The 18,482-nt window shown below is 44.9% G+C and carries 15 protein-coding genes; 8 read left to right on the plus strand and 7 right to left on the minus strand.

Going from position 1 to position 18,482, the window contains the following annotated elements:
• The first annotated feature begins 6 nt into the window (after window positions 1–6).
• From MKY14_RS28100 to MKY14_RS28110, 3 genes are all read left to right on the plus strand, one after another.
• On the plus strand, window positions 7–1,581 hold the full coding sequence (locus MKY14_RS28100) for a histidine kinase N-terminal 7TM domain-containing diguanylate cyclase (RefSeq protein WP_076191661.1): 1,575 nt from the start codon (window positions 7–9) through the stop codon (window positions 1,579–1,581).
• A 33-nt stretch (window positions 1,582–1,614) separates the two neighbouring features.
• The gene (locus tag MKY14_RS28105; RefSeq protein WP_076182261.1) at window positions 1,615–2,322 is read left to right on the plus strand and encodes a DNA alkylation repair protein; all 708 of its coding nucleotides are present in this window, start codon (window positions 1,615–1,617) and stop codon (window positions 2,320–2,322) included.
• Window positions 2,323–2,535: 213 nt separating this feature from the next.
• Window positions 2,536–5,253 (plus strand): CHASE3 domain-containing protein, encoded by a 2,718-nt coding sequence (locus tag MKY14_RS28110; protein ID WP_340977842.1) that lies wholly within the window; start codon window positions 2,536–2,538, stop codon window positions 5,251–5,253.
• 459 nt (window positions 5,254–5,712) lie between these two features.
• On the opposite strand, the gene MKY14_RS28115 is transcribed toward MKY14_RS28110, so the two are convergent.
• Window positions 5,713–6,753 carry a copper amine oxidase N-terminal domain-containing protein gene (locus MKY14_RS28115; RefSeq protein WP_076181920.1) on the minus strand — a complete coding sequence of 347 codons (1,041 nt, stop codon included), beginning with the start codon at window positions 6,751–6,753 and terminating at the stop codon, window positions 5,713–5,715.
• Between the two features lie 191 nt (window positions 6,754–6,944).
• Here MKY14_RS28115 and MKY14_RS28120 point away from each other — a divergent pair, with 191 nt between their 5' ends.
• Together MKY14_RS28120 and MKY14_RS28125 are read left to right on the plus strand one after the other, a co-directional pair.
• Window positions 6,945–9,527, plus strand: a complete 2,583-nt coding sequence (locus MKY14_RS28120) for a DUF2339 domain-containing protein (RefSeq protein WP_340977850.1) — start codon at window positions 6,945–6,947, stop codon at window positions 9,525–9,527.
• An 18-nt stretch (window positions 9,528–9,545) separates the two neighbouring features.
• On the plus strand, window positions 9,546–10,259 hold the full coding sequence (locus tag MKY14_RS28125) for an HAD family hydrolase (protein ID WP_340977851.1): 714 nt from the start codon (window positions 9,546–9,548) through the stop codon (window positions 10,257–10,259).
• Between the two features lie 93 nt (window positions 10,260–10,352).
• Here MKY14_RS28125 and gdhA read toward each other — a convergent pair whose 3' ends face one another.
• On the minus strand, window positions 10,353–11,738 hold the full coding sequence (gdhA, locus tag MKY14_RS28130; RefSeq protein WP_036682144.1) for an NADP-specific glutamate dehydrogenase: 1,386 nt from the start codon (window positions 11,736–11,738) through the stop codon (window positions 10,353–10,355).
• Window positions 11,739–11,976: 238 nt separating this feature from the next.
• Between gdhA and MKY14_RS28135 the strand changes: the two genes are divergently transcribed.
• From MKY14_RS28135 to MKY14_RS28145, 3 genes are all read left to right on the plus strand, one after another.
• The gene (locus MKY14_RS28135) at window positions 11,977–12,255 is read left to right on the plus strand and encodes a hypothetical protein (RefSeq protein WP_038573758.1); all 279 of its coding nucleotides are present in this window, start codon (window positions 11,977–11,979) and stop codon (window positions 12,253–12,255) included.
• Between the two features lie 259 nt (window positions 12,256–12,514).
• On the plus strand, window positions 12,515–12,715 hold the full coding sequence (locus MKY14_RS28140; RefSeq protein WP_019914790.1) for a cold-shock protein: 201 nt from the start codon (window positions 12,515–12,517) through the stop codon (window positions 12,713–12,715).
• Between the two features lie 118 nt (window positions 12,716–12,833).
• The gene (locus tag MKY14_RS28145) at window positions 12,834–13,064 is read left to right on the plus strand and encodes a cold-shock protein (protein ID WP_036682139.1); all 231 of its coding nucleotides are present in this window, start codon (window positions 12,834–12,836) and stop codon (window positions 13,062–13,064) included.
• 69 nt (window positions 13,065–13,133) lie between these two features.
• Here the strand turns inward: MKY14_RS28145 and MKY14_RS28150 are convergent, their stop codons facing one another.
• The 5 genes from MKY14_RS28150 to MKY14_RS28170 all read right to left on the minus strand — a co-directional run bounded on the left by MKY14_RS28150 (window position 13,134) and on the right by MKY14_RS28170 (window position 18,235).
• The gene (locus MKY14_RS28150; protein ID WP_340977852.1) at window positions 13,134–13,595 is read right to left on the minus strand and encodes a VOC family protein; all 462 of its coding nucleotides are present in this window, start codon (window positions 13,593–13,595) and stop codon (window positions 13,134–13,136) included.
• Window positions 13,592–14,155 carry an NADPH-dependent FMN reductase gene (locus MKY14_RS28155; RefSeq protein ID WP_339188880.1) on the minus strand — a complete coding sequence of 188 codons (564 nt, stop codon included), beginning with the start codon at window positions 14,153–14,155 and terminating at the stop codon, window positions 13,592–13,594. The genes MKY14_RS28150 and MKY14_RS28155 overlap by 4 nt, the downstream gene beginning before the upstream one ends.
• A 153-nt stretch (window positions 14,156–14,308) precedes the next feature.
• Entirely contained in the window at window positions 14,309–15,001 is a 693-nt protein-coding gene (locus tag MKY14_RS28160) for a response regulator (RefSeq protein ID WP_076124072.1), read from the minus strand.
• A gap of 16 nt (window positions 15,002–15,017) precedes the next feature.
• Entirely contained in the window at window positions 15,018–16,691 is a 1,674-nt protein-coding gene (locus MKY14_RS28165; protein ID WP_340011577.1) for a GAF domain-containing sensor histidine kinase, read from the minus strand.
• 152 nt (window positions 16,692–16,843) lie between these two features.
• Complete coding sequence (locus MKY14_RS28170; RefSeq protein WP_076124068.1) at window positions 16,844–18,235, minus strand: MATE family efflux transporter; 1,392 nt, start codon at window positions 18,233–18,235, stop codon at window positions 16,844–16,846.
• Window positions 18,236–18,482: the final 247 nt, after the last annotated feature.

An 18,482-nucleotide genomic window follows, 5' to 3' on the forward strand; every position in this document is an offset into this window, starting at 1 on the left:
TATGGCATGCCATGGATTCAGGGATATCCGTATTACTTATTAATGGGCAGTGTTCTAAGTCTGTACATGGGCGTCAGCTCCTATCGGCACCGTAAGTTAGCAGGGAGACGCTATTTGTGGATCTTAATGCTGTTAGTCAGCCTTATATTTGTTGCAACGGCGGGAGAGATTATGTCACCCTCTTTTCAGTCTAAGCTGTGGTGGAAGAATGTACAGCAGGCTCCGCTTTTTTTTAGTGCGCTCTTTACTTATGCTGTGGTAAAAGAATACGTATCTCCTTCCACAGGGCGCCTGCCCGTGAAGCTTGCCATCTTCTCTATCCCTATTGTTATGGATGTACTTCTTATTTTTACGGATAGCTATCATCATCTGATGCGCAGTGAAGTGTCCGTCCTGACGGTTGCGGGTGTTAGTGGAATTGCTGTAAAGCCTACGCTCCTTAGTATGGCTTTTATTGCGTATGATCAGCTTTTTGGGCTATATGCAGTCTGCTTGCTTGCAGTTTCCCTACTAAATACCCCGAGAGTTTATTTGCGGACTAATGTCCTGCTGTTGGCGGGTTTGCTGGTTCCGGTTATTTCCGTCTTTTTACTCCCCCTCTTGAAGATTACCATTACAGGTTTTACGGCGTTTACTTATTTGCCTGCGATTATAGCGGCTTATTTTGCACTTTTTGTTAGCTCCAAATTAACCATCTTCCCTCTAACCAAAAACAAAATTCTAGAGCACATGAAAGACGGCGTAGTTCTGACTGACCGTTATGATAATATCATTGGCATAAACGATGCGGCGACTGCTATTTTATACGACATTACCGGAATAGCGAACGATAATTGGATGGGAAAAAACATTGATCTTTTTACGAAGTCTCACAAAGACATTGCAGCTCATTACAGTCAGAGGACGGAAGGACAGTTTGAGGTAGTTTGTTCTGGCGCAGGGGAGCTCTGTTATGGGGTTTCTTTAATTGCTACGGAACATGCGACAACAGAGAATAAGGGTATGCTTATTGTGTTTAGTGATCATAGTGAGAAAAAGCGATATGAGCGTGAACTGGTCTATCAGGCAACGGTTGACGATCTGACAGGGCTTTATAATCGCAGGCATTTCATGCAAAGGGTTCAGAATCAAACGATCCCGGATGGGTTAGGGTTGGCTCTGCTGTTATTTGACATCGATGATTTTAAATTAATTAATGATACTTATGGTCATTTAGCGGGCGATCAGGCGTTAGTTGATTTCTCGAATAAAATACTTCAGGTATACCAGAATAAAGGTATTGCTGGAAGAGTAGGTGGCGAGGAATTTGCTGTATGCTTTTTCGCTGAAGATAAACGTGCAGCCTTAAAAGAAGCAGAGGATTTTCGTACAATGATGAGTGATTACACGATAATCTTGAATGAACAGGATAGCATTCATCTTACCGCAAGTATCGGAATCTCTTTTACGGAGCGTAGAGAGGTGACTTTCGAAGATTTATATCGGGAAGCGGATGAAGCGTTATATCACTCTAAGAATACAGGGAAGAACAGAGTTACGTTAGGTCGTGAACCGATCATAAGAGAAGCGGTAAAGGGATAAGAACATCGAAGATAAGGGAGTGGCCTAATGAATCTGACTGTTGATGAAGTGATGAGCAAGCTTGAGGAGATGGGTACAGAGCAGACGAAACGTACTTTCTTACGACATGGCGCAGTGGAACCTTTATTTGGAGTAAAGGTAGGGGATATGAAGAAGCTGGTTAAGGATGTGAAAAAAGATCAGAGTCTGGCAAGGGCTTTGTATCAGACAGGCAATTACGATGCAATGTATTTGGCTGGACTAACGGTCAATCCTAAGAGTATGACGAAGGAAGAGCTTCAAAGCTGGGCTTCGGCGGCCAGTTGGCATGCGGTAGTGGAATATATAGTATCCCCTCTCGCCGCAGAGAGTCCATATGGATTGGAACTTGCGAGAGAGTGGATTCGTTCCTCGGATGAACTAATAGCCATTTGCGGCTGGAGCACTTATGCCAATTACATTTCAATTACACCGGATGATAAGCTGGACATCGCTGAAATTAGGGAGTTGTTACAACAAGTAGGCGCTACTATTCATCGGGAGCGGAATCGTGTCCGTTATACGATGAATACTTTCTTAATTATGGTGGGCAGCAGTATCACAGAACTGCATGAGGAGGCAGCAAAGATCGCAGCAGGTATAGGTAAGGTCCAGGTGAACATGGGACAAACCGCTTGTAAAGTTCCTATGGCTGTTGATTATATTGCTAAGATTGAACAAGCTGGGAAGCTTGGTGTGAAGAAGAAAACTTGTATTTGCTAAGTTAGATATTTAGGTAACCCTTCAAGGTGAAAGGCACTTGTGGGGTTTTTTTTATTCCGGGAAAAACAAGTGTTTCAACCCTGCGGAAATTGTTTAAATTAGCAGCAGTCAAAATTTACATAGAAGAATTAATGAAGCCTTATTCAAGTAATCTTTTACAATGATGTAGAATAGAAAGGGGTTTATAGTTAGAAGACAGGACGGAGGCTAGTTGTGAACAAACGCCGATTCACTTTGCAGTATAAAATACTGTCAATTACAGTTTTAATCGTGATCTGTCTATTAGGATTCGTTTTTGTCATGCATGGAAGAATCAATGCTCTACAGCGGGAAACCAGCTTCATCTCTCATCAGGATCGAGAGATTACTAATTTAGCTAATCTAATTGAGAAGAATATTTTGGATATGGAAACCGGACAACGCGGATATGTCATCACCGGCGATAACAAGTATCTGGAGCCCTACAATTTGGGTAAGGCTGAATGGGAGGCTAATTATGATAAGCTCTACGTGCTGACTGCTAATGATTCTTTACAGCTACAGCGTCTGTTGGGTATTGAAAGTAAAATTAAGCAATGGATCGAACAGTCCGGAAATTATGTGATCCAGTTGAAAAAAGAGGGACAGGACGTTGAGCTCCTAAGATACTTTAATTCCGACGATGGCAAAGATCAAATGGATCGGATTCGTAATCAGATCAGCACTTACCGCGAGACGATGAAAGAGAACACCAACAGTCTGATAGCTAGACAAGCAGACAAGAATAAATTATTGCTAGAGCTTCTTTATATTGCTTGGGCAATTATAGCGGTTACCGCGATGGTCGCTTCGTGGATCAATTCACGCTCCATCGTTAGTACGGTTCGTAAAGTTACCCATACGATTGCAGAATTGAAATCTGACGAAGATATGAAGACAAGGATAGAGATCACCACGAATGATGAGATCAGGGATCTGAGCGTAGCTACGAATCATCTGATAGACACGCAACAAGAACGGATATGGATTCAGGCTAACGCAAACGAACTGTTGGCGAGGTATCAGGGCATCACACATATCTCGCAACTGGGCGATATTTTTCTTGGCAAAACCGCAGAAGTGATCAATTATCCATATGGATCCTTATATGTTCGAACACAGGATCATGATCGGGATTTCTTTAAGAGAGTCTCTATTTTTGGCGGAAGCAGTAACATTCCAGATCAGCGGGCATTCCAGACCGGAGAAGGTCTAGTTGGACAATGTGCTAAAGAGGCGCGTTTGATGCAAATACAGGATCTGCCGGAGGATTATATTAGCATACAGTCTGGGCTGGGTGTTTCTGCGCCGAAGGCGCTTCTGTTAATGCCGATTTCTTTTTCGGGTGAGGTAGTTGCTGTGGTGGAAATCGCCGCCTTTGCTCCACTTACGGAATTGCAGGTTAAGTTCCTAGGGTCTATTTCGAATGCCTTTGGCTCTGCAATTAACAGCACGATTAACAGTATGAAGATTGACCAACTTCTGGCACAATCTCAGCGTCTAAACGAAGAACTACAGGTATATACCGAGGAACTACAGACTCAGTCTGAGGAGCTGCAGATCCAAACGGAGTCACTGCATGCAACAAATAGAAAGCTGGAGGATAAGAATCTGCTGGCGGAGCAAAAGTCATTGGAGGCGGAAAGAGCTCAAATGGAGCTTAGTGAATACACAGAGTTATTGCAGCAAAGCTCACAATATAAATCTGAGTTTCTGGCTAATATGTCTCATGAACTGCGAACTCCGCTGAACGGCATTTTGCTGCTCTCGGAATTTCTTATGGAGAACCAGTCGGGAGCCTTAAGTGAAGAGGATATTGAATTCTCAAAAGCTATTCATTCTTCGGGACAAGATCTGTTGGCGTTGATTAATGACATTCTGGATTTGTCCAAGGTTGAGGCGGGGAAGCTGAATATTGAAATTGAAGCGATAAATATATCGGAGATTCCGGAGGCGATGACTCAGAACTTCAGTCAGCTTTCCCGCAAAAAAGAGATTCCTTTGCAAATACAGCTCGGAGAGGACTTACCCCCCCTGTTCTATTCGGATGCTCAAAGAGTACGGCAAATTATTATAAATTTGCTGTCCAATGCGTTTAAGTTTACAGCGGAAGGCGCAGTCACTCTGGAAATCCGTTTAGCAACTAAGGACGAGTTGCTGGATTTGGCAGGTTCGTATACAGGGGAATTTATTGCCTTCGCCATCAAAGATACTGGAATTGGGATTTCAGAAGACAAACAGTCAATTATCTTCGAAGCATTTCAACAGGCGAATGGAAATACAGAACGTCAATATGGGGGAACTGGGCTTGGTTTATCCATATCCAGAGAGCTGGCAACATTACTTGGTGGTAGAATTACGCTGGAGAGCCAAGAGGGTGTGGGCAGTGTCTTTACAGTGTATTTGCCTTTGCAGCTTGAGGCTCCAAGCCTTGAGGAAGTGGCTGATCAAGCGACTGTTATTCAAGAGATCGGGAGTGGAGTGGTACTTGCCGCTACAACGGCTGAGGATACACGTACTGACTTCACTTCTTTGAATCAAAAGCATGTACTTATCGTGGATGATGATGAACGGAATTTGTTCGCTTTATCAAATACCCTAAGAAAGCGCGGGCTGCATGTAACTACAGCTACTAACGGAGAGAGCGGCCTGTATGAACTGGAGCAAGCGGCTTCTATAGATATCGTTCTTATGGATATTATGATGCCAGTGATGAACGGGTATGAGGCAATCAATCGGATCAGACAAATGCCCGCAAAGAAGGATATTCCCATCATTGCACTGACTGCAAAAGCGATGAAGGAAGATAAGGCTAAAATCCTACAGGCTGGGGCAACAGATTATCTTAGCAAGCCGATTAACCTGGAACGTTTATTAGCGTTGATGCAATTGATACTGGCTAGCGATTCATGAGCTAGACCTCCAACTTCGGATAACTCGAGTGAAGTTGCGCGAACGAAGTAACTATAATCTGCTCTGCTATCGGACACAGCTGACCGTTAACGCAGCTTTTTACCACATTTGTAATTCTAACGGACCCCACTGACGCTATTGGCATAAAAAACATCGAATATGCCCCTCTTTTTAATGAATAGTGGCGCTGGAGTCCGAAACGCTGCTCTGAAGGCAGAAAATTCGCAAATAAAGTCAGCTGGGTCCGTAAGGCTCGCGATTATGATCATCCCAAACTCTGCAGCAAGGCAAGTAAAAGTGTGACCAAGCGTTCAGCCGGCTTTCGTTTACCTCACAAATCGGCTGAAGCGAGTCAGCCAACCTATAGTCTATAACGCAAAACAGCGATCCTCCCATAACGGAAGGATCGCTGTTTTAATGTCTCTTTGGAATCTTTTTAATAAGATTCCAGTCTCTCTCTTATTGTTGTGCAGAATCTACTACAACTTTGACAGCTGTGCCGATGGGTGGCAGGCTTCTGGTCAGCACTGGGCTGTAGAATCCGATAACTTTTGTGCCTTTAACAAGCTCGCTGCTTTTAACAGCTTCGCCGTCTTTGTTAATGAGCACTGTGTCTTCGCTAATGCGCAGTACTACTTCTTTTTGTGACAATTCGCTCAGGCCACTACCTTTAACGGTGATACTGATATTTCCCTTATCGTCTTTTTGAACTTCTTCAATAGTACCAGCAGTACCTAGAAGATCATCTTGTTTTTGCTTATCCAGAACGGTGATTTTGTAAGTTGGTGTTTGTGGCGGAAGACTCATAGTCATGACCATGGAGTGTTCTGCTTTTACTGTCATCCCGATATGGAGATCTTTGAGTGCAATTTTAGTGCCGTCAGCCATCTCAATAGCCGTATCTTCCCCTACATTTAATACGATTCCATCCGTACCTACACCTTGGATTTGAACGGATTGGTATTTACCACCATCATAGACTGCTGTAATCACACCAGTCTTAGTCATGTGCTGCTCGGCGGCATTTGTGTTGATCACAATGGAATCTCCCTTCACAGTCATGTTTTGATGAATTACTTCGCTTAAAAAGGAAGCTGGGACATACAAAGTGGAGTCAACCAATTGTGGTGCAGTTCCAAGTGTTGTATTCATTTTGTTGATACTATAACGATCTTCTCCAGCTTTCACTGTAGTGAATACAGCGCCATTGATAAGTTCAACGGATTTATTCTGTGCATTCCAGGTTAATTCAAATCCAAGGGCTTCAGTAATTGAACGTAGTGGTACCATCGGCTCTTTACCGCTTGTGCTTTGGAAGCCTGTTTCTTTAATAGTCGATCCGTTGATTTCAATCGCAAACGTCTTTTGATTAACGCTAGCGGAGGTTTGTTTAGCCTCATTTTTAGCAGAAGTTGTGGTGGGTGCAGCATAAGCTGCTCCTGTAGAAAGTGCTAGGGACAAAGTTAAAAGAACTGTACTTGTTTTTAAAATGTTGTTCATGGTTGTGAGCTCCTTTTAAAATCTTTTGTTAGTGTTGTTATTATTCTGACGGGACACCCCTCCAAAATGTTGCAGTTTTTTTGCATCCCGATTGTAATCTTCATTCACTGCAAATATAAAAAAAGCATAAGACCCCCCAGCTATATGTAGTAATATGTAAGTATTAACAATCGCTCACATAAGGAGGCGCTATGGAGTCATTCAAAGATCGACTGAGATTCATGAAGGTACAGCAGGACGGGCTGATTAAGGAATATGAGGCTCTGATCGCGGAATATGAAAGTCACGATCTGGTCAACGAGAATGAATACTTGAAGAAGCAATATGAGAAGCATAAGCTCGCTTTGGTCGAGCTAAAGATTCAGGTAGGTAAGCTTCAAGAAGAGAATACTGAGCTAAGAGTTGCGCTAACGGAACAAATTTTAGATGAAAAGCTGGGCATTCTTAAAGTGTCGAGGCAGAAGCTGCAAACTTATTTTGCCTCTAGAAGCCACGCTCATACGGATCGGCTGACGGCTTTTGAAGTGGAGACGAAACGCCATATTCAGCAGCTGTACCACACAGCCTCCAGGCAGCTGGGTGAGGAACAAGCAGAGATATCCAGTCGACTCGGGGCGTTGGCGGCAGAATTAAATGAGCATGTGCTGGCACAGCGGCAGAGGCTGAGGGAAGCGGAACTTCGCCTCAACTCGGGCATGGATAATGGATTACATGATTTTGCTTCGGAAGAGATCAGTGAAGAGGTGCTTAAGCGCCGAAGAAAACAAAATCAGATCGAAATGAAGATTGGACTAAGCTGGATTAACAAGCTGGGTATTCTACTGTTGATTTTGGCGGTGGGGGCAGGCTTCCGGTATACCTATTCCAACTGGTTCACAGGTTATATGAAGGGAAGCGCTTTTTTTCTACTGGGATTATTGATGCTGGGAGGCGGGGAGTGGTTATACCGCAAAGGAAAAGGCACCTTCGCTTTAGGGCTGCTTGGCGGCGGGATTTCGGTGCTGTATGGCTCTATTTTTTATAGCTATTTTCTGCTTGATATTATTAGTATATATGTAGGGTTATCCTTGTCTGTACTCGTTACTTTAACTGCGGTACTCCTGTCTTTAAGGTATGAATCACGGAGTATTTGTGCGCTGGGCTTAATCGGAGGATATCTGCCCTTATACTCTTATCTGGGGGCGTTTGGCCTTTCGGGCAACGCGGTTTATGTGGCTATGGGTTACTTGTTTCTATTGAATTTATTCATCTTATTGATTTCTTTCCGCAAACGCTGGAACGTTGTCAATTATATCAGCTACTTATTTAATACACCCTCCATGCTCATATTAATAGCTTTGTCGGATAGCAACGGAATTAATATGTGTTATGCTGTTTTGACTTTTGCGATGTATCTGGGAATTACCTTGTGGTACCCGTTCAAATATCGTTCCAAGCTGTCCTGGTGGGATTTCTCTCTCTTAGGATGTAATACGTTTATTAGCTGTCTCACCTTGTATATTTTATTTATGGATGCAGGACTGAAGGATTACAATGGTGCACTGGCGTTGCTTTTCTGCCTGCTGTATCTCGGTCTGGGTCGAGGGCTTGAGAAGCTGATGCCACAGGAAAAAGAAAGCATGCTGCTGTTCTATGCCACTTCACTGACCTTCGGCATATTGATGATTCCATTTCAATTTGGAGCGGCTTGGTGGTCCATCGGTTGGCTGATTGAGGGCGTCGTTCTTACGCTGTATGGCAATCTGAACCGCTTTAAGGGGATGGAAAGGGCGGGCTGGGGCATTATGATGCTCTGCCTTGTAGTATTCTTCTGTCTAAATGTACCGACGCAGTGGGTCGCAGACTATCAATGGACGAATTTTAGAGATGTCTACTTCCCGCTAAAATATGTCTTTATCACAGCAGGCATGCTGATTGTCGCGGTGTTGTATGCTGTTCAGCATAACCGTAAGGATGCTCTTCAGCGCAGCGAACCTTATGAAATCACCTTAGCGTTGTGGTTCAAATATGCGGCGTTATTAAATTTCTGGATTTACGGCTTGTATGAATCGGGAAGATTGTATCATCTGGTTGTACCGGAGGATTTTGCGCATAGAACCTTCTATAACTTGCTGCTGTCCGCGGTATGGACCTTGGTTCTGGCTTACGTGCTGCCAAAGGTTAAGGTGCTGTATGACACGATTGTTAAATATTTTGTGAGACTTCTGTTTGGGATTGGCTACGTCATTTGTATAGTGATTACAGTAGGGCTGCCAAGTCTGCAAAATAATCTCGCGCAAAATACAGCAGCTGATTATATCGCACTGGCCGTACTGATTATCTTTAATATCTTTGTTTGGTTTAGCGGACGTGATCTGCTGATTGCAGCGCTGAATCGCCAGTTTAAGAGTATGGAGATCTATCCTGTTTTCATGGCGATTTATCTACTCGGCATTATCACCGCTTTCCTAGGAGTGCAATTGCAACTGAGTGATGCAGGGTTAATTTTTAGTCTCATTTATCTACTGTTAGCCGTTCTATTTATCATGTATGGCTTCCGCAAAAGGTATGTGTACATCCGGCGCTTCGGCCTTGGATTAACGCTGCTGGCCACGGGCAAGCTGCTGCTCTATGATTTGGGTCTGCTGAATACTGGCAGCAAAATCATAGCCTATGCCAGCTTTGGCATCTGCTTGCTCGGCATCTCCTATCTCTATCAAAAGGTGTCAAACCGGATGGAGGAGGGCCAGACAACCACCGACAATGGCAATGGTACTAAGACACAGAGAGAATAATAGGAAGGAAGACGGTGGATGTACGAGACTTATATTTTCGACCTGTATGGCACATTAATCGATATTCAGACAGATGAGGAGAAGCAGGAGGTATGGGATCGATTATCGCTCCATTTCGGATATCAGGGGATGTCCATAACAGGAAGTGAGCTACAGGCACAATTTCTGCGGGAGAGGGATTTACAGCTCGCCGAAGCCGCACGGAATTGTCAGTATCCAGATTTCGTAATGGAGGATGTGTTTCGTTCTGTGGCCCGTCAATTGGGTGGGCAACCGGATCAAGCGTGGTTACATGAAACGGTTAGATGGCTGCGGACATTATCGATGATCCATATCTCACTTTATGAGGGTGTGGTTGAAATTCTGCAAACATTAAGAGAACGTGGCAAAAAGGTGTTTTTGCTCTCCAATGGCCAGAAAACCTTTATAGAAGCAGAATTAATGATGCTGGGTATTCTTCCTTTATTCGATGGCATTGCCATTTCCTCCGAAGCAGGAGTGAGTAAGCCGGATCCGCTATTTTATCGTTATTTAGTTGAACATTATGGAGCGAATTTGCGTTCGGCCATCATGATCGGGAATGATCCCCGTACCGATATTGCAGGGGCGCTAACGATAGGAATAGATTCCTGTTACATTCGTACGGCTTCTTCACCCCACGATACGACTGTGGAGAGTACTCAATCGATTTGGGACGGGGATTTGCGGAAGATCCCCGGATGGAACGTTTAGACACACAAAAAGTCCCCGTAACCGGATTCTTGCTGACCGGTTACGGGGACTTTTGTATGTCGGGCGTTCGTGACTAGAGCGCCGGTAATTTATTTAGATTACACCTTCAGCCAGCATAGCGTCGGCCACTTTTTTGAATCCAGCGATGTTCGCTCCTGCAACAAGGTTGCCGGACTGTCCATATTGCTCGGATGCATTTACAGATTGTTCGTAGATGGAAACCATGATTTCATGCAGCTTCGTATCTACTTCTTCAAAGCTCCAGGACAACCGCATGCTGTTTTGTGCCATTTCAAGCGCAGAGACAGCTACGCCGCCAGCATTAGCAGCTTTAGCAGGTGCGAATAGTACGCCAGCTTGTTGGAACTGATGAATAGCTTCAAGGGTGGACGGCATATTGGCACCTTCGCCTACTGCTTTTACACCATTCTCAATCAGTTTCAATGCCATGGCTTCATCAATCTCATTCTGAGTAGCACTCGGAAGGGCGATATCACAAGGAATGGTCCAAATTTGCGTGGAATCTTCAGTATACACAGCGTTAGGATGTTCATTCACATATTCACTAATCCGTTTTCTTTCGACTTCTTTCAGGCGGCGGACAGTTTCGAGGTTAATCCCATTTTCGTCATAGATATATCCGGCGGAATCACTACAAGCTACGACTTTAGCGCCTAGCTGTACAGCTTTTTCGATCGCATAGATCGCTACGTTACCAGAACCGGAAACAACAACGCGGCTTCCTTCAAAAGAAAGGCCTTTTGCTTTCAGCATCTCGTTTACGAAATAAACTGTACCGTAACCAGTAGCCTCTGTCCGAGCCTGACTTCCGCCGTAACCAATACCTTTACCAGTCAATACGCCAGCCGGATATCCTCCGCGGATCCGCTTGTATTGTCCGTACATGTAGCCGATCTCACGACCACCTACACCGATATCTCCTGCAGGAACGTCTTGGTCAGGACCGATGTAATTTTGCAATTCAGTCATGAAGCTTTGTGCAAAACGCATGATTTCGCCTTCGGATTTACCTTTAGGATCAAAGTCGGAGCCGCCTTTACCTCCGCCGATGTGTTGGCCGGTAAGAGCATTTTTGAAGATTTGCTCGAAACCAAGGAATTTGATAATACTAGCATTAACGGATGGGTGAAAACGAAGTCCACCTTTGTAAGGTCCAATTGCACTGCTGAACTGTACACGATATCCACGGTTAACTCTGACCTTACCTTGATCGTCTGTCCAAGGAACACGGAACATAATCAAACGTTCTGGCTCAACCAATCTTTCCAGAATGGCATTTTCCTGATACTTAGGTTCAGCAGCGAGGATTGGAAGCAAAGATTCAAGGATTTCCTTTACGGCCTGATGAAATTCGGGCTCAAAAGGATTACGCGCAACAACCTGTGCGTATACGTCTTCGATATAACGATGTGCCTTGTTGCTGTTTGTGTCTAATTGCTGGGTAGATACAGAGCTCATGAATTCAACCGCCTTTTCTAGTATTCATTTGGTCCAACACTTTTTTTATATTTTGGCACAAGTCAATGTTCCTCACAACTGTTTTTATTAAATAACTTACTTCAAGTGGAACGTTATAGACGCTGGGATGATAAGAAAAGTGTGAATAAACCGCGGTATACTTCGCGTAATGACGCGTTAAAGCGCGAAATATGCTACAATGATTGTGTAATAATTGTAAGGAGATGAAATTTAAAAAATGAGTGACAAAGTAAATGAGCAGGAGCTAGTAAATGTATTATCTGCCAAAACCAAAGTGGATCCGCAAATCATCCGCTTAGTATTGAAGCATGAACAGACCTTTATCAATAAGGCCAAGGCGAACGCCAAGGGTGAGGTAGACATCGACAGCGATGATCTGGTCGACTATGTCACTGCCCAACGTGATGTGAAGCTGGATGAAATCACAGTAGAGACCATTCTTGATGCAGAAATGGATTACTTGATGGATAAAGGATTGGCAGGTTATATCGACTAACATGGGTGTTCGTCCGGCTCGGCTGCTGCTGTTTATAGGCAATAAGAGCCGGAGTGAAAATTAAATAGGCATACGCATTGCTTTTAGTGATTTAGTGTGGTACAATGAAATCAATCATAAATTTAACCCTTAATTCACATATTGTAAAAGGTTATCATTTGTGCGTATGAGTCCTTTTCCAATGTGTGAATTTTTATTTGTTCGTACACTACGTAGGAATAAAAGGACATGTGTTAAATAAAATATTGGAGGTAATATCATGCAAACAGGTACAGTGAAATGGTTTAACGCAGACAAAGGATTCGGTTTTATCGAGGTTGAAGGTGGAAGCGACGTATTCGTACACTTCTCCGCAATCACAGGCGACGGATTTAAATCTTTGGACGAAGGCCAACGCGTTGAGTTCAACGTAACTCAAGGCGCTCGTGGACCACAAGCCGAAAACGTTGTAAAACTGTAGTTTAAAAATCAGGCTGCCCTTAACACAAGTTGAGGGCAGCTTTTTTTATTTTCATAGTATGAATCTGCCCCTAATAGGGTAGCGATATCGTCTCGATTCGATCCAAGGAGGGGTACTTATGTATTTTCGTAAAAAAGCACTGGAGGAACTTCCGCAAGAAGACACAGCTATTTGGTCCTGTACCAAGGAAGGTTGCACAGGTTGGATGCGCGATAATTTCGCCTTTCAATATGTACCTACCTGCTGGCAATGCAACTCTCCCATGACTAGAAGTATGAAGATACTGCCAACGCTTGTGAATACGAATGCAGACATGAAGGCCATGAAGAAGGGCATTTCGATTAAGTAATCGAAGAAGCTAATATACTCAAACAGCTGGACCCTTGGACGGGAGCAGCTGTTTTTTTGTTTGAGTATTTTATTTACTGTGCAGTAATTTCTCCCATTCCGTTAAGGTTATGTTCTCTGAGATATTCTTCAGATGTTCAGGAACCTCTACGTGGCACATAAATTCCAAGCTGTTGCCGTCAGGGTCGTTGAAGTAGACAGAAGCATTTCCTTGATAAGCCCGGATAAAAGGCTCAACAGAAGTCCGGTTGCGGAACGGAACAGCCTCTACACCAATCGATTCCAGCCATTGCAGTGATTGCTTCAAATCCTCGTAAGTGATACGGAAGGCAATATGCCGCAAGGACGGATGGTATGGGGTTTGAACCTCCTGGCCTTCCCAAAGACCAATCCAGCTCCGACCTTCCTCGATCCAGAAGAATACAGTTTCTTCATCCCGCCAAGCCATTTTCAGACCTAATTTCTCATAAAATTCGATGGATACTTCAAGATTGCTTACTGGTAAATGTGCTTCATATAGTCCTTTGATCATTGGATAGCACCTGCCGGTCTGCCGATTTTGCGGGCTAAGTTCAGGAATGCTTCTAATACTAGGTGGATGCGATCTTCGATTTCTTGCCCACCCTCGTATCCGTCGTACCCGACCTCGAACCGCTTGCGTTGCAGTCCACCGATGGAGATCCAGTCTGGTGTATTGATGCCGTGCAGGTTGCGTACGATGGCTTGCAATTGAAGTAATGAGCTTATCCCTACCGCTCCCCCGGCTGAACTGGCGGATAACACAACTTTACCATTGAAATGCGCCTGGCCTAGATGATCAATCGCATTTTTTAATACGCCACTTACCGAGCCGTGATATTCCGGAGTAACCAAGATTACTGCATCCGCTGCTAACATCTCTTGTTTAAGCTCGTTTAAATGTTCATGCTCTGTGTAAGCCTCGTCTGGTGAATAAAAGGGAAGTGGGCGTTTGTAGAGATCAAACACGTTAACCTTTTCTCCTTGCTGACTAATGAAATGGGCGGCATGTTCTGCCAGCTTCGTGCTGGTTGCTTCTTTTCGATTACTGCCTGTCAGGATCATCACTTTCATCTGTATCCACTCCTATGTGAGGTCAGTTGCTATAAACCAATGATAGTTGAATCGGCCTCTGTTAACATCAGCACATGGAATGAACATATATAATAAAAACGCTCAGCCATTGTGCTGAGCATCTAAGACTAAAGTTGTAGAGGAGTTTTGATTCTAGGCGTTATAGCCGCCTTTCAATGCGAAAATGGCAGCCTGAGTCCGATCCGCTAAGTTTAGCTTTCCGAGAACGTGGCTGACATGGGTCTTAACGGTTTTTTCGGTGATGACCAGCTTGCTGGCAATCTCTTTGTTGCTCATACCGAGCGCAATCAGGTCTAATACTTCTTGCTCGCGTGGGGTAAGAAGCTCTAATCCGGTGATTGCAGCAGGTGTTGTGTTTGGCCCGTTCGGATCGGAAGTATTAAGTTCCATTTGCTCTAGTGTAGAAGTCGCCATTAGATTCATCAGTTGGCTGGCAGCCTCGGAATGTAGCTCCACTTGCCCGTTATGTACCTTACGGATCGCAACTACCAGCGCTTCTGGTTCTATATCTTTAAGCAAATAGCCTTTGATTCCTACGCGGATAGCCGGGAGTACATGATCCTGATCCGAAAAGGAGGTCAATACAATGACCTTGACCTGCGGGTGGGAGATCCTCAGCGCTTGAGCGGTCTCAATGCCGTCCATAATGGGCATATGCAAATCCATTAATATGACATCCGGGTTCAATTCGGCTGTTCTTTCCAGTGCCTCGCGGCCGTTGGAGGCCTCCCCGATAACCTTGATATCGGGTTGTGTGGAGAGAAATACTTGCAGCCCACGGCGTACCATTGCATGGTCGTCTACTAATAATAAGTTTATCGTCATTTATGATCACCCGACTTTATGTAGATTGGATGGGCAGAGGTATGGTTGCCTCAACCGTTGTGCCCTGATTTTCCACACTGTGGATATGAATACGACCGAAGAGGGCCTCTGCTCTTTCCTTCATAATATGCAGACCAAGAGATTCATTAGTGTCTGTGTTAGAACGCCGTTTGGCCCCGCCTTTACCTTGGTCGGCAACGCTCAGTACCACCTCGGCTGCATTCAGATGTAGAGATACCTCCGCTTTAGAGGTTCCGGAATGCTTACGTACATTATTGAGTGCTTCTTGGCCAATGCGCCACAGCCCTTCCTCCACGTTGCGGGGAAGTTCGTGAACACCGCTCCGTTGCGTCTGTATCAGCAGCCCTAGCTGCTGGCCATGAGCCTGCAGCGCAGTCAATAAACCGGCTTCCAGTCCGGCAGGCCGAAGCTGCATAATTAATACACGCATTTCTTTGAGTGCTGACTGGGATAAAGCTTGAATATCGCGGACAGCCTCAGTAGCAGGATGGGAGATATGCTCCTGCTTCAGCATACTTTCCACGCCTTTGGCGGTCATTGAGAGGGAGAAGAGGATCTGGTTCACGGAGTCGTGCAGGTCACGGGCCAGACGATTCCGCTCATCAAGACGCGCAATTTCGCGGCGTTTCTCTCCAAGCTGAGCACTTTCCAATGTAGCGGAAATATGCTCAGCGACAGCCTCAAGCACCTCTCCATCCGCAGTTGCGGAGGCTAGTGCTTTAGGTGAGGTGATCAGTAGAATTCCTGCACCTTGTGCGGCAATCTGCCGAAAGGGCACAGCGAGCATCACAACATGCTCCGCGACAGGTTGTTCAGAACAGCAGGACTTCGTAATTTCCTGCTCTTCATCAGGGGTTAATGTCGCAAAGCGTTGTCCTTTCGCGATATCTCCTAGACGTACTTTAAAAGAATCCGAGAGCTCGAAGGGAGCTATTTCCGGCATTATATTAGCCGCATAGGCAGCATGGACTTCGAATTGTCCCTCATGCTGCCCGATAATCGCTGCAAAGGGCCAATCGAAATAGTCGCCAATCAGGGCGGCGCTTTTCTCGATCAGAATACTGGGCGAGATACATTGGTTGGCGGTTAGATTTAAAGCTGCGCTGAATTCGCCTAATTTGGCGTACAGATTCGCGCGGCGCTGCTCGGTGCTATATAACTGCATCCGTTCTATAGCACTGCCAATTTGCAAAGCCACGGATTGCAGCAAAGCCAGCTCGCTGTCGGCGTAATGTGCTTTGCCTGGTGCGGCCACATTCATAAGTCCCAAGTAACGCTCACCTGAATGCAGCGGGACGGTGGCGTGGTGGGTGATGCCCAGCGTGTCGCCCCAGTTATACTGCCTGGCGTTACTCAGCCGCTTGCAGCTTAGGATGTTAACGGCATGCTCGAGCCGACCGTCCCATAGGCGGCTTAGGCACCAGCAGCTTCCGCACTGCATTGGTTGTTTATTGTCGCGCTGTAGTGCAGGTGGCAGGCCTCGATCAGCGGCACACTCATATTCCATGTATTCTTCGCTCAGGAAGATCCAGCCTGCAGTGTTTCCGGTTAACTCAAGTAGCTTGCCCATGACTGTGTCGAGCATGGGTCTGAGCTCATTGGAACTGTTTAAAGTCTCCGCAATCGTTTTGAGCGTCAGTAACTCATGGATTCCGGTTTCCTCCGGCATGAAGTTCTCTCCTTTAGCTTTGTGAATTATGTTCTATCTATTGTAACGTAGAATGGTTCATTCATTCTCAAATTTTATGTAATGTTGGCGTAAATAAATAGAAGGTCCCTTAAGATCTGATATGACCTTAAAGAACCCTCTGTATATACATATTAATTTACAGCTGCAGGAGTAGCGGAAGGTGTACAGTGTTCTGGAGCTTCGTGTTCGATAAGTCCATGTTTCTCCCAAGCTCGGCTCTTCCAGCGGAAATACATAATGACGGCTCTCACCCACTCATCGACCGCAGTAGCAATCCACACGCCGGCTAACCCGAGATCAAGTTGGAACACCAGGAAATAACCAAGAGGTAAGCTCATGCAGACCATGGAGATCAGTCCCATATATACAGGGAATTTGGCATCGCCCGAGGCGCGTAAAGAGTTAATGATAACCAGATTGGTTGTGCGCCCGGTTTCCAGGAAGAAGCTAAGCAATATGACCTGCGCCCCCATCCTAATGATGTTCTCATTGTCTGTGAAAAGCCCGAATAGCGGTACCCGGAAGAAAATCACCACAGCATCTATTATTACGGTAACCAGCAACGCCCACTTTACACTGGTGAATACACGCTTATAGGCTTCATCAGGTCGTCTAGCTCCCACGAGATGTCCTACAACGATGGAAGTTCCCATAGAGACAGCTACACTGAATAAATAAATATAATTGGAAATATTAAGCGCGTACTGGCGGGTAGCCATAGCTTCAGCGCCTAAATAAGTAATATACAGTGTGAATACAAGCTGGCACGACTGATAAGTGATGGATTCAAAAGCGGACGGGATGCCGATTTTGAGAATTTGCAGCACGTATTTTTTAGAAAGATGAATGTAATAGGTTACTTTCACCCGTACCTCCATCACTCTGTAGAGCAGCAGGAAGAATAGGATCAGGCAGATAAAGCGACTCATCACTGTTGAGATAGCCGCACCCTCCACACCTAACGCCGGAAGTCCGAAATGACCATAAATGAGCAGGTAGTTGCCCACCACGTGAATGATATTCATCAGCAAGGATACGACCATCGTCTGTTTGGTGAAACCGTGAGTACGGATAGTAGTCGCCAGAGCATTAATTAATGCTTGCAGAAAAATACCGCCCCCAACAATATTCATATAGGCTTTGGCGTAAATGAGGATATCCCCTTTTACATTCAGCGCAGTCAGTAGCGACCCTCCGAATATCAGCAAAAACGTACTTAGGAGAATGCCGACTAACAGGTTTAGGGTAATGGCATTGCCGGTCACTTGAGCGGCTTCCAGAGGTTTTTTGGAACCGAGATATTGGGAGACCACAATAGCTGCGCCGTTACCAATTACACTGAGGACTAAAATTGCTATCGCAATGATCTGATTCGCTGCGCCGACACCTGACACGGCATCGTCCGACACTGAACTGATCATAAAAGTATCCACACTGCCCATGAGCATAAAGAGGAATAGCTCGAGGAAAATCGGCCAGGTCAGTTTGACCAGGTTGAATTCCTGGTGATTATTTTGCTTCATTGTGCACCTTCTTATATTATGATGTACTTCCTAAAATTTCATAAACAAACTGTAATATTAGCACAGCTTTCATGGAAATGCAGTATTTTTACAGAAAAATGACAAAACGTTTTTAATTTAAGTCGAAAAGAGCCCTTTAACCGCACATTAGTATCCTCCAGGTAACTACATCACAATAAAGTGCCTACTTCCCTAAAGGGATGTAAGGAACTACAATTTGTACATGACTTACTAAAATATATTAATA

It is taken from the genome of Paenibacillus sp. FSL R5-0887 (assembly GCF_038002305.1).
Taxonomy (GTDB): Bacteria; Bacillota; Bacilli; order Paenibacillales; family Paenibacillaceae; genus Paenibacillus_AQ; species Paenibacillus_AQ odorifer.